Origin of the sequence: Paraburkholderia sp. Ac-20347 (assembly GCF_017104805.1) — a bacterium.
Taxonomy (GTDB): Bacteria; Pseudomonadota; Gammaproteobacteria; order Burkholderiales; family Burkholderiaceae; genus Paraburkholderia; species Paraburkholderia tropica.
Genome location: NZ_JAAGPN010000239.1, coordinates 1 through 12,460, shown reverse-complemented (window position 1 = coordinate 12,460; position 12,460 = coordinate 1). Strand labels below are relative to the sequence as shown.

11 protein-coding genes are annotated in these 12,460 nt (G+C 66.3%); 6 read left to right on the top strand and 5 right to left on the bottom strand.

Annotated elements, in window-relative coordinates; translation table 11 throughout:
- Window positions 1-758: tRNA preQ1(34) S-adenosylmethionine ribosyltransferase-isomerase QueA (gene queA, locus G3N97_RS30545; protein ID WP_205996656.1), on the bottom strand; the 758-nt coding region annotated here is incomplete at its 3' end.
- 317 nt (window positions 759-1,075) lie between these two features.
- Between queA and recG the strand changes: the two genes are divergently transcribed.
- From recG to ubiA, 6 genes are all read left to right on the top strand, one after another.
- A complete protein-coding gene (gene recG / locus G3N97_RS30540; protein WP_205996655.1) occupies window positions 1,076-3,349 on the top strand; it encodes an ATP-dependent DNA helicase RecG in 2,274 nt (757 codons plus the stop codon).
- 169 nt (window positions 3,350-3,518) lie between these two features.
- The gene (locus G3N97_RS30535; RefSeq protein WP_205996654.1) at window positions 3,519-4,478 is read left to right on the top strand and encodes a hydrogen peroxide-inducible genes activator; all 960 of its coding nucleotides are present in this window, start codon (window positions 3,519-3,521) and stop codon (window positions 4,476-4,478) included.
- A gap of 419 nt (window positions 4,479-4,897) precedes the next feature.
- On the top strand, window positions 4,898-6,349 hold the full coding sequence (locus G3N97_RS30530; protein WP_205996653.1) for a catalase: 1,452 nt from the start codon (window positions 4,898-4,900) through the stop codon (window positions 6,347-6,349).
- 148 nt (window positions 6,350-6,497) lie between these two features.
- Window positions 6,498-6,674 (top strand): hypothetical protein, encoded by a 177-nt coding sequence (locus G3N97_RS30525; RefSeq protein WP_205996652.1) that lies wholly within the window; start codon window positions 6,498-6,500, stop codon window positions 6,672-6,674.
- 174 nt (window positions 6,675-6,848) lie between these two features.
- Window positions 6,849-7,337 (top strand): Dps family protein, encoded by a 489-nt coding sequence (locus tag G3N97_RS30520; protein ID WP_205996651.1) that lies wholly within the window; start codon window positions 6,849-6,851, stop codon window positions 7,335-7,337.
- Between the two features lie 243 nt (window positions 7,338-7,580).
- Window positions 7,581-8,444: a 4-hydroxybenzoate octaprenyltransferase gene (ubiA, locus tag G3N97_RS30515; protein WP_205996650.1), complete on the top strand. Its 864-nt coding sequence runs from the start codon at window positions 7,581-7,583 to the stop codon at window positions 8,442-8,444.
- Window positions 8,445-8,638: 194 nt separating this feature from the next.
- On the opposite strand, the gene proC is transcribed toward ubiA, so the two are convergent.
- The 4 genes from proC to glcE form a co-directional block, all read right to left on the bottom strand.
- Window positions 8,639-9,454, bottom strand: coding sequence for a pyrroline-5-carboxylate reductase (gene proC, locus G3N97_RS30510; protein ID WP_065065091.1), 816 nt, complete (start codon window positions 9,452-9,454; stop codon window positions 8,639-8,641).
- A gap of 21 nt (window positions 9,455-9,475) precedes the next feature.
- Window positions 9,476-10,174: a YggS family pyridoxal phosphate-dependent enzyme gene (locus G3N97_RS30505; protein WP_205996649.1), complete on the bottom strand. Its 699-nt coding sequence runs from the start codon at window positions 10,172-10,174 to the stop codon at window positions 9,476-9,478.
- 271 nt (window positions 10,175-10,445) lie between these two features.
- Window positions 10,446-11,675, bottom strand: a complete 1,230-nt coding sequence (gene glcF / locus G3N97_RS30500; RefSeq protein ID WP_205996648.1) for a glycolate oxidase subunit GlcF — start codon at window positions 11,673-11,675, stop codon at window positions 10,446-10,448.
- Window positions 11,676-11,693: 18 nt separating this feature from the next.
- Window positions 11,694-12,460, bottom strand: a 767-nt coding sequence (glcE, locus tag G3N97_RS30495; RefSeq protein ID WP_205996647.1) for a glycolate oxidase subunit GlcE, incomplete at its 5' end; no start/stop codon positions are given.

The following is a 12,460-nucleotide window of genomic DNA, read 5'->3' as shown; positions in this document are numbered from 1 at the left end:
CCCACGGCGATCACGCGACCGCCGCGCGCGCGCGTGGCGGCGATCTTGTCGACGAGCGATTGCGGCAGTTGATACCACTCGCTGTGCATCGTGTGATCGGCGATGTTTTCCACACGCACCGGCTGGAACGTGCCCGCGCCGACGTGCAGCGTGAGCGTTGCGCGCTCCACGCCCAGGGCGTCGAGCTTCGCGAGCAGCGCGTCGTCGAAGTGCAGGCCCGCCGTGGGCGCGGCCACCGCGCCCGGATTCTGCGCGAACACGGTCTGGTAGCGGGTTTCGTCGCCGGCGTCGGCGTCGTGCGTGATGTACGGCGGCAGCGGCAGACGGCCGAACTGCTCGATCAGCGTGAGGCAGTCGTCGGGGAAGTGCAGCGTGTAGAACGGCTCGACGCGCTCGCCCACCGTCACGTCGAAGGCGTCGGCCAGACGCAGCGTGGTGCCGGGCGCCGGGCTCTTGCTCGCGCGAATCTGCGCGAGCGCCGTGCGCGCGCCGGTCAGGCGCTCGACGAGCACCTCGATCTTGCCGCCGCTGGCCTTCTGGCCGAAGAAACGCGCCTTCAGCACCTTGGTATCGTTGAACACCAGCAGATCGCCGGGCGCGATGCACGCGGGCAGATCCGCGACGGTGCGGTCGGTCAGCCGCGCGGGCTGGACGGAATTGTCCACTTCCAGAAGGCGGCTCGCGCTGCGCTCGGGCAGGGCGATCTGCGCGATCAGTTCTTCGGGAAGATCGAAATCGAAATCGGAAAGCTTGAACATGCGGCCTGATGAAACGGAAATGCGCCAAACGGCACTGCGCCGACGATGCGGCGCGCGGCGGTGAAAAGCGGTCGTTGCTGCGGTCTTTGCCGCGCCCGGAGCGCGCCGGGAACACGTTCGGAACGCACCTGGAACGTACCCGGAACTCGCCCGGGCGGCCCGCTCGCGCCCCAAAAAAGCGCCCGGACTATCTGCCCGCGCGCCTCGAAACGCTATGATTGCGGGGGTACGCACGACGAGGCGGCCTGCACGGCAGGCGGTCGCGCCGATGCGCCGCGCCTGACCGGAAAGCCGATATTGTACTTGCGAAGCCGCCCATGCCCTCGTCCGTTAGCCGAATGATGTCCGAAGCCGATCCCGCGAGCGTCCCGCACGACGACCCGCGTGCGGACGCGCGCGACGAAACGGCGGACGCGCCCGCGCCGCGCAAGCGCGCGGCCGCGAAGAAAATCGCCGCGAAAACGGCGGAAAACGGCGCGAAAGAAAGCGCGAAAGAGAAGGACAAACCCAAGCTCGCCAAAACCGCCGACAAGCTCGCCAAGCTCGGCCTGCGCAGCGACATCGACCTCGTGCTGCATCTGCCGATGCGCTACGAGGACGAAACCACGCTCACGCCCATCGGCGAGCTGCTGCCCGGCGGCGTCTCGCAGACCGAAGGCGTGGTGTTCGACAACGAAGTCGCGTATCGCCCGCGCCGCCAGCTCGTCGTCAAGCTGCGCGACCACAACGGCGACGAACTGCATCTGCGCTTCCTGAACTTCTACGGCTCGCAGGTCACGCAGATGGCCGTCGGCAAGCGCCTGCGCGTGCGCGGCGACGTGCGCGGCGGCTTCTTCGGCATGGAGATGGTGCATCCGGCCGTGAAGGTCGTGGAAGGCGACGCGCCGCTGCCGCAGGCGCTCACGCCGGTTTATCCGTCGACGGCGGGCGTGAGCCAGGCGTATCTGCGCAAGGCCATCGACAACGCGCTGTCGCGCGCGCATCTGCCCGAACTGCTGCCGGAATCCGTCGCACGCGAGTTCATGGCGCCGCTCGATCTGCCCGGCCTGATGGACGCGGTGCGCACGCTGCACCATCCGCCCATCAACGCCGACGAGCACGCGCTGATCGACGGCACGCATCCCGCCTGGACACGCATCAAGTTCGACGAACTGCTCGCGCAGCAGCTCTCGCTCAAGCGCGCGCACGAGGAGCGCCGCACGCGCGCCGCGCCCGCCATGCCGCGCCACGTCGCGGGCCGCAAGAGCGAGACCACGCTGCTCGCGCGTCTGCGCGAACAACTGCCGTTCACGCTGACGAACGCGCAGGAACGCGTCGTGGGCGAAATCGCGCACGATCTCGAACAGCCGCACCCGATGCAGCGTCTGCTGCAAGGCGACGTGGGCGCGGGCAAGACCGTGGTCGCGGCGCTCGCGGCGGCCCAGGCCATCGACGCCGGTTATCAGGCCGCCCTCATGGCGCCCACCGAAATCCTCGCGGAGCAGCACGCGCGCAAGCTGCGCGGCTGGCTCGAACCGCTCGGCGTGCAGGTGGCGTGGCTCTCGGGCAGCCTCAAGGCGAAGGAAAAGCGCGCCGCGCTCGAAGCCGCGGCGCTCGGCACCGCGCAGCTCGTGATCGGCACGCACGCGATCATTCAGGACGCCGTGGAATTCGCGCGCCTCGGTCTCGTGATCGTCGACGAACAGCATCGCTTCGGCGTGGAGCAGCGCCTCGCCTTGCGCGCGAAGGCGCAGAACGCGAAGTCGCCCGACGACGCGAAACGCGAGTTCCAGCCGCACCAGTTGATGATGACCGCGACGCCGATCCCGCGCACGCTCGCGATGACCTATTACGCCGACCTCGAGGTCTCGACCATCGACGAACTGCCGCCCGGCCGCACGCCCATTCTGACCAAGCTCGTCTCCGACGCGCGCCGCGAGGAAGTGATCGCACGCGTGCGCGCAGCGGCGCTCACGGGGCGTCAGGTGTACTGGGTGTGTCCACTGATCGAGGAAAGCGAGACGTTGCAGTTGCAGACGGCGGTGGAGACCTACGAAACGCTCGTGGCCGCGCTGCCCGAACTGACCGTCGGGCTCGTGCACGGGCGCCTCGCGTCGGCGGACAAGGCGGCCGTGATGGATGGCTTCTCGCGCAACGAAGTGCAGTTGCTGGTGGCGACGACGGTGATCGAAGTGGGCGTGGACGTGCCCAATGCGTCGCTGATGGTGATCGAGCACGCCGAGCGCTTCGGCCTCGCCCAGCTTCACCAGTTGCGCGGGCGGGTGGGGCGCGGCACGGCGGCGTCGGTCTGCGTGCTGCTCTACACGGGGCCGCTGTCGCCCACGGGCCGCGCGCGTCTGCAAACCATGCGCGAAACTACCGACGGTTTCGAGATCGCGCGCCGCGACCTCGAAATTCGCGGCCCCGGCGAGTTTCTCGGCGCGCGCCAGTCGGGCGCGGCCATGCTGCGCTTCGCCAATCTCGAAACCGACACCTGGCTGATCGACCCGGCCCGCGACGCGGCCGAACGCCTGCTGCACGAGTATCCGCACGTGGTCACGCAGCATCTGAACCGCTGGCTGGGTGCGCGCGAGCAGTATCTGAAGGCGTAAACAGATCATTTCTCATGCTGACGGCACGCGTGCGGAACCTGCGCGCGTTCTCGCCGTCTGACCCTGTTCGTGATCCCGCCCCGCATAGGGGCGTTGATTATTGGCGAATCGCCGCCATAGGTGTATAAGTACAAACTATTGATTCACCCTTTTTGATTGGTCCCTAGAAATGACGCTCACTGAATTGAAATACATCGTCGCGGTTGCTCGCGAGCGCCACTTCGGACGGGCCGCGGAAGCCTGCTTCGTGAGCCAGCCGACGCTGTCGGTGGCGATCAAGAAGCTCGAAGACGAACTCAACGTGCAGATTTTCGAGCGCGGCACGAGCGAGGTGAGCGTCACGCCAATCGGCGAGCAGATCGTCACGCAGGCGCAGCGCGTGCTGGAGCAGACGCTCGCCATCAAGGAAATCGCCAAGCAGGGCAAGGACCCGCTGATCGGGCCGCTGCGCCTCGGCGTGATCTACACGATCGGGCCGTATCTGCTGCCCACGCTCGTCAAGCAGATGATCAAGCGCGTCCCGCAGATGCCGCTGATGCTGCAGGAGAACTACACGCTCAAGCTGATCGAGCTGCTCAAGCAGGGCGAGATCGACGTGGCCATCATGGCGCTGCCGTTCCCGGAAACGGGTCTTACGTTGCGTCCGCTCTACGACGAGCCGTTTGTCGTCGCGCTGCCTTCGGGCCATGCGTGGGAAAAGCGCCCGAAGATCGATCCGGACGATCTCAAGCAGGAAACCATGCTGCTGCTCGGCAGCGGTCATTGCTTCCGCGACCACGTGCTCGGCGTGTGTCCGGAACTGATGCGCTTCTCGCAGAACGCGGACGGCATCCAGAAAACCTTCGAGGGCTCGTCGCTGGAAACCATCCGTCACATGGTCGCGAGCGGCGTGGGCATTACGGTGCTGCCGCGTATGTCGGTGACCGAGGTCAAGCCGCATGCGGGCGGCGTCGATTCGGGCCTGCTCTCGTACGTGCCGTTCGACGAACCCGTGCCGGACCGCCGCGTCGTGCTGGCGTGGCGCAAGAGCTTCACGCGCATGCCGGCGATCGAGGCGATCGTCGATGCGATTCATGCCTGCGAACTGCCTGGCGTGAAGAAGATCGAGACGCCGGTCGAGACGGTCTAAAGCCTTCCTTCAGTTGTCGCGCCGCGCCCTGACATAAGGCGCGGCGCTTTCCTCCCTCCGCGCGGCATTCGCCTGCGCTCCCATTCTTCGATTCCGACACGACTTGCGACCCCAATAAACTCAGCCTATTCGATAGATTAAATAAATCAAATTATCACTATCAATAGCGTTTGATACAGTTTCCTCAACCGATCCCCAACACGATCAACCGGAGGAAGCGATGCAAAACCAGGCCAACACGTCCGCTGTCAACCACGCACCGTCGCGCGTCGCGTCGAGTCTGCGCACCGTCGCGTTTTCGCTGCTCGTCGACCGCGCGCTGTCGGCCTGATCTGGCCTGAACCGGCCTGAACGTCCGCCGCATCGAATCCCCGCAATTGGCTGTACGCCTCAATCCCCACGAAACACAGGAGTCCAGGATGACCGAACGCACTCTCACCTCGGCCGCAGGCGCCCCCGTCGTCGATAACCAGAATTCGCAGACCGCCGGCCCGCGCGGCCCCGTGATGCTCCAGGACGTCTGGCTGCTCGAAAAGCTCGCGCACTTCGACCGCGAAGTGATTCCCGAGCGCCGTGTGCACGCCAAGGGCTCGGGCGCGTTTGGCACGCTCAAGGTCACGCACGACATTTCGCGCTTCACGAAGGCGAAGGTGTTCGGCGAAGTCGGCAAGGAAGCGCCGCTCTTCATCCGCTTCTCGACGGTTGCAGGCGAGCGCGGCGCCGCCGACGCCGAGCGCGACGTGCGCGGTTTCTCGATCAAGTTCTACACGGAAGAGGGCAACTGGGACATCGTCGGCAATAACACGCCGGTGTTCTTTATCCGCGATCCGCTCAAGTTCCCCGACTTCATCCACACGCAAAAACGCGATCCGCGCACCAACATGCGCAGCAACGTGGCGGCGTGGGACTTCTGGTCGCGTCATCCGGAATCGCTGCATCAGGTGACGATCCTCATGAGCGATCGCGGCATTCCGAAGAACTATCGCCAGCAGCACGGCTTCGGTTCGCACACGTTCTCGTTCATCAACGCGAACAACGAGCGTTTCTACGTGAAGTTCCACTTCAAGTCGGCGCAGGGCGTGGAGAACTACACCGACGCCGAAGCCGCGCAAGTGGTGGCGCAGGACCGTGAATCGGCGCAGCGCGATCTGTTCAACGAGATCGAGAAGGGCAATTTCCCGAAGTGGCATTTCCGCGTGCAGGTGATGCCGGAAGCCGATGCCGCGAAGGTGCCGTACAACCCGTTCGACATCACGAAGGTGTGGCCGCACAAGGATTACCCGCTGATCGACGTGGGCACGATCGAGCTGAACCGCAATCCGGAGAACTATTTCGCCGACGTCGAGCAGGCTGCGTTCACGCCCGCGAACGTGGTGCCGGGCATCAGCTTCTCGCCGGATCGTCTGTTGCAGGGCCGTCTGTTCTCGTACGGCGACACGCAGCGTTACCGCCTCGGCGTGAACCATCACCAGATTCCCGTGAACGCGCCGCGCTGCCCGTTCCACTCGTATCACCGTGACGGCGCGATGCGCACCGACGGCAATCTCGGCGGCAACGTGAATTACGAGCCGAACCGTTTCGGCGACTTCGCGCAGCGTCCGGGTGCAGGCGAGCCGCCGCTCGCGGCCGGTGCGGTCGATCACTACGACCACCGCGAGGATGGCGATTACTACAGCCAGCCGGGCGCGTTGTTCCGCCTGTTCGACGCCGGTCAGCGCGAGCGTCTCTTCGCGAACATTGCACGGCATATCGCCGGCGTGCCGTCGGAGATCGTGCAGGTGCAGCTCGAACATTTCCGCCGCGCCGATCCGGCTTACGCGGAAGGCGTGATCGCCGCGATGGCGGCGCTCGCCGAAGTGAAGTCGAAGTAAAAGCGATACAAAAGCAGGCAAATCAGGGAGTAGTGCAGGCAGTGGTGCTGAAAGCAGCGGCGGGGCGTATCGACGTCCCGCCGCGCCCATCATCCGTGCCGCAGGAACCGAGGACGAGGCAGCGAGCCTCAAGCAAAGGAGCAGGATCATGACCAGAACGATGACGATGACGCTCAAGACCGTCGGCGCGGGCCGCGGCGCCGAGATGGCGCGCACGCGCGCGCAGGGCACGCAGTTCGTGCGCCGCGTGGTGAGCTACGGCATCTTGACGAGCACGCTCATAGCGATCGCCGCACAGGCTCTGGCGCATTTCGTCGCGCGCTGACGACGCCGGGAACACGCGCTGCTTCAGCCTTGTCCGACCTTGGGGCCGGATGCCCCTGGTTTTACGCTACACTGACGCCCGATCGAGCGTTTGCGGATTGCCTGCCGTACCGACGTACCGTGGCGACCGCGACGCCAGCGACCGGAAGTCTCACTGCTATAAATAGGAGTCGTCATGGCCAAGAAATCTGCTGTGCAGCACGTGAATATCGGCATCAACGACAAGGATCGCAAGAAGATCGCAGACGGTCTCTCGCGCCTGCTCGCGGATACCTACACGCTGTATCTGAAGACGCACAACTTCCACTGGAACGTCACGGGTCCGATGTTCAATACGCTGCACCTGATGTTCGAAGGGCAGTACAACGAACTGGCGCTGGCCGTCGACGCGATTGCCGAGCGCATCCGCGCACTGGGCGTGCACGCGCCGGGCAGCTACAAGGACTTCGCGAAGCTCTCGTCGATTCCGGAAGCCGACGGTGTGCCGGCCGCCGAAGACATGATCCGCCAGCTCGTGGAAGGCCAGGAAGCCGTGGTGCGCACCGCGCGCGCGATCTTCCCGGCAACCGAAGCCGCCAACGACGAGCCGACCGCCGACCTGCTCACGCAGCGCATGCAGACGCATGAAAAGACCGCGTGGATGCTGCGTTCGCTGCTGGCTTGATACACGTTTGATGTGCGTCTGATGCGCACGATTCCCGGCTGAAGCGCCACGCGCCGATGCCGGGACATAAAGCCCGCTGGTTGGTCCGGCGGGCTTTTTCATTGGCGGCGCGTGATTGAGGGCCTGCGAGAGCGCACACGCAGACGCATCGTGCCCGATTTCCCGCGCGCGCCGATGATGAACTCGCGGCGAAGCGCCGCCGCCGTGGCCTACAATAGCGGCATCGTTTTTCGCGCTCCCATCATGTTCGCCCGACTCCCGCTCTATCTGCGGCTCGTCCGTATGGACAAGCCGATCGGCAGCCTGCTGCTGCTGTGGCCAACGCTCAACGCGCTGTGGATCGCCTCGAACGGCCATCCGTCGCTGTCGCTGCTCGTGATCTTCACGGTGGGCACGGTGCTGATGCGCTCGGCGGGCTGCGCGATCAACGACTACGCCGACCGCGATTTCGACCGTCACGTCAAACGCACCGCCGAACGGCCGATCACCTCGGGCCGCATCCGCGCGTGGGAAGCGGTGGCGATCGCCGCCGGTCTGGCGATCGTCTCGTTTCTGCTGATCCTGCCGCTCAACGGGCTCACGAAGCAGTTGTCGGTGGTGGCGCTGTTCGTGGCGGCGTCCTATCCGTTCACCAAGCGCTTTTTCGCGATTCCGCAGGCGTATCTGGGCATCGCGTTCGGCTTTGGCATTCCGATGGCCTTCGCCGCGATTCAGGACCACGTGCCCGCGCTCGCGTGGATCATGCTGATCGCCAATGTGTTCTGGTCGGTGGCCTACGACACCGAGTACGCGATGGTCGACCGCGACGACGACATCAAGATCGGCATCCGCACCTCGGCGCTCACGTTCGGCCGCTTCGACGTGTTCGCGATCATGCTCTGTTACGCGGTCACGCTGGGCATCTACGTGTGGGTCGGCATGACGCAGCAATTCGGCTGGCTTTACTGGCTCGGCTGGGCGGCGGCCGTGGGCTGCGCGATCTACCACTACACGCTCATCAAGAACCGCGAGCGCATGGCGTGCTTCGCCGCGTTCCGCCATAACAACTGGCTCGGCGGCGTGCTGTTCGTGGGCATCGCCGCGCATTACCTCGTGGCCGGTTCGTAAGCGCGACGCACGTTGCGGATGTAAAAAAAGCGCCTCGAAATTCGAGGCGCTTTTTCTTTGCGCTGCCGCTTGGCGCGGCGTATCACGCATGACGCGCGATGCATGACGTGGTGAACACGTGGCGAACACCACGCTGCACGGCGAGACGCCGCGCGACCGCGACTGCCCACCGCCGCGCCTGCGGCTCGTGCGGCTTACTGCTTGCCGAACTCTTCGCCCATTTCCTTCGCACGCGCGTCGGCGGCCAGTGCGCCGCGCACGATGGCATCCTTCACGGCCGAGGCGTCGAACGATGCGAGCGCCGCCGCCGTGGTGCCGCCCTTGGACGTGACGCGTTCGCGCAGCACGGCGGGCGTTTCGTCCGACTGCAGCGCGAGTTGCGCCGCGCCCGCGAACGTGGCGATGGCGAGCGCGCGGCCTTGCTGTTCGTCCATGCCGAGCTGGCGGGCGGCTTCCTCGAGCGCTTCGATGAAATAGAACACGTAGGCCGGACCGCTGCCCGAGATGGCCGTGACGGCGTCGATCTTGCTCTCGTCGTCGAACCAGACGGTCTGGCCGACCGCGCCCAGCACGTTCGAGGCGAGTTCGCGGCCCGCCGCGTCCACGCCGCCGCTCGCCACGAGACCGGTCGCGCCCATGCCGATCAGCGCGGGCGTGTTGGGCATCGTGCGCACGATACGCGTGTGGCCCTTGAGCCAGCGCGACAGATCTTCGATACGGATGCCCGCGAGAATGCTGATGACGACCTGATGCGCGCCCAGATGCGGGGCGAGCGATTCGGCGACGACCTTGGCGATCTGCGGCTTCACCGCGAGCAGGATGGCGTCGTAGTCGGCCAGCGCCGCGTCGGCGCCCGCGCCGGTGCGCACGCCGAACTGTTCCTCGCTGCGCTTGCGGGCGTCCTCGTTCGGATCGATCGCATACAGGTTGGCGGCGGGAACGCCCTTGCGGATCAGACCGCCGATGAGTGCGGCGGCCATGTTGCCGCCGCCGATGAAGGCAATTTTCATGGTGTGGAGTGCGTACTTGAATCAGTGAGAATAATCGCGCCCGCCAAAGATCGCGGTGCCGACGCGCACAATCGTGGCGCCTTCGAGCACGGCCGCTTCGAGGTCGGCCGACATGCCCATGGAGAGCGTGTCGAGCGCGAGGCCGTCGGCGCGCAGCGCGTCGAACAGCTCGCGCAGCTGCCGGTGCGGCGCACGTTGCGCCTTGGGCGTTTCAGCCGGCTCGGGAATGGACATCAACCCGCGCAGGCGCAGGTTGGGCAACGCGGCGATTGCGTGCGCGATTTGTACGGCTTCCTCCGGCGCGGTACCGCTCTTGGAAGCTTCGCCGCTCACGTTGACCTGCAGGCACACGTTGAGCGGCGGCATGCCCGTGGGGCGCTGTTCCGACAGGCGCTGGGCGATCTTCAGTCGATCGATCGAATGGACCCAGTCGAAACGCTCGGCCACGGGCCGCGTCTTGTTCGATTGCAGCGGCCCGATGAAATGCCATTCGAGGCTCGCGCGCAGGTCCGCGAGCGCCTCGATCTTGTCCACCGCTTCCTGCACGTAGTTCTCGCCGAACGCACGCTGACCGGCGGCGTGCGCGGCGCGCACGTCGTCGGCGGGGAAGGTTTTCGATACCGCGAGCAGCGCAACGGATTCCGGCGCGCGCCCCGCACTGCGGGCGGCGGCGGCGATGCGTTCATGGACGGCTTCGAGGTTGTGGACGAGATCGGTCATCGGATTGGAGGCCGGCCGCGCAGCGCTGCCCGCGGCCGTTACGGCGCACATGAAACGAACGAAGGCAATTATACGGACTGCGCCGGGCCGCGAAACCTCCGCCGAAAGACGTAGGGCTTTTCGGCGTCATGCCTGGGCCAATTTCTGACGGCGCGCATCGGTGTCGCGAGCCCTGACGGGCTGGCTCCTACGCCATCTGGCCGACTGTTGGTGCGATCGGCGAATCGCTACGCTGGGACGTATTTTTTCGACGTCCGGCGCCTTGCCGGCCTCAATTCGCCGCCAGCATATGTTCGATCAACTCAATCCAGTGCGTGACCGGAATCGCCGTGCCGCTTTGCAGGTGCGCGATACAGCCGATGTTGGCCGAGACGATCAGTTGCGGCTCCAGCGCCTTGAGCCGATCCACCTTCTGATTGCGCAGCGTGTACGAGAGGCGCGGCTGCGTGATCGAATAGGTGCCCGCGGAGCCGCAGCACAGGTGACTGTCCACGGGCAGGCGCACGTCGAGCCCGAGCGCGCGCAGCACGTGCTCCACACCGCCGCGCAGCTGCTGGCCGTGCTGCAGCGTGCAGGGCGGGTGGTACGCCACGGTATGAATGCCGCGCCGTCGCGTGGCCGCGAGCAACTGGTCCTCGAATGGCGGCAGGATCTCCGCCAGGTCGCGCGTGAGTTCCGCAACCCGCCGCGCTTTCTCCGCGTAGACGGGGTCGTGGCGCATCAGGTGCGCGTATTCCTTGACCGTCGCGCCGCAGCCGGAGGCGTTCATCACGATCGCCTCCACGCCTTGTTCGATATGCGGCCACCAGGCGTCGATGTTCGCGCGCACGTCGTTCAGGGCGTCGTCGGCGTAACCCATGTGCAGACGGATCGCGCCGCAGCAGCCCGCCTGCGGGGCCACTACCGTTTCGATGCCCAGAGCGTCGAGCACGCGCGCCGTGGCCACGTTGATGTTGGGCATCATCGAAGGCTGCACGCAACCCGCGAGCATCAGCATCTTGCGGGTGTGTTTCGCGCTCGGCCAGGCGAGCGGGCGCTGGCGCACCGGCACCTTGTCGCGCAGCCGTCGCGGCAGCAGGGCGCGCACTTGCTGGGCGAGGCGCATGGCCGGCGAAAACAGCATGCGGCGCGGCAGGAAGCCCGCGAGAAAACGCCGGGTCAGACGCTGGCGCAGCGGGCGCGGCACGCGCTCCTCGGCGAGCTTGCGGCCGATTTCCACGAGCCGGCCGTATTGCACGCCCGAGGGGCAGGTCGTCTCGCAACTGCGGCAGGTGAGGCAGCGGTCGAGGTGCGTGAGCGTGCTTTTCGAGACCGTCGCGCCTTCCACCATCTGTTTCATCAGATAGATGCGCCCGCGCGGGCCGTCGAGCTCGTCGCCGAGCAACTGGTAGGTCGGGCAGGTCGCGGTGCAGAAGCCGCAATGCACGCACTTGCGCAGGATCGCGTCGGCTTCGTCGCCGTCGGGGGTGTTGCGAATGAAGTCCGCGAGGTTCGTCTGCATCGCCGCGTGATGGTCAGGTCAGAAGTCGGAATACAGGCGGCCGCGATTGAAGATGCGGGCCGGGTCGAACGCGGCTTTCAGGCCGCGATGGATCTTCATCAGCGGAGCGGGCAGTGGCGTGAACACGCCCGCGCTGCGGTCGTACTCGCGGCCGGTGCGGAACATCGTGGCGTGGCCGCCCGCCTGCTTGGCGGTGATGCGCACCGTCTGCGCGTCGGTTTCGGTGATCCACCAGCGCTGTGCGCCGCCCCATTCCATCAGCTGCGCGCCGGGCAACTGCAGCGGCTCGGCGATCGAGGGCAGCGCGAGACGCCAGAGCGCGGCGTTGGGCGCGATGGAGGCGAAAAACGGGTCGGTTTGCTCGCGCAGGCCCGCCCAGAAGCGCTCGGCTTCCACGGCGTCCACCACCTCGCCGCCGAGCGAGGTGCGTGCGGACTTCACGGCCGCCTCCGCGCCCGCCAGACGCACGGCCAGCGTGCCGTTGCGCCAGGCGCTGGCCGTCATCGGCAACGGGCGGCCGCCCCATTCGTTGAGCTTGCGCACGGCGTCGGTGCCGTTCATGTCGAAGCGCAGCGTGGTTTCGGCCTGCGGCACCGGCAGCACCTTGACCGAGAGTTCGAGCATGAGGCCGAGCGTGCCGAGCGACCCAGCCATGAGCCGCGCCACGTCGTAGCCCGCCACGTTCTTCACGACCTGGCCGCCGAAATGCAGCACCTCGCCGTGGCCGTTCATGACCACGGCGCCCAGCACGAAGTCGCGCGCCGCGCCTGCCGCCGCCCGCCGCG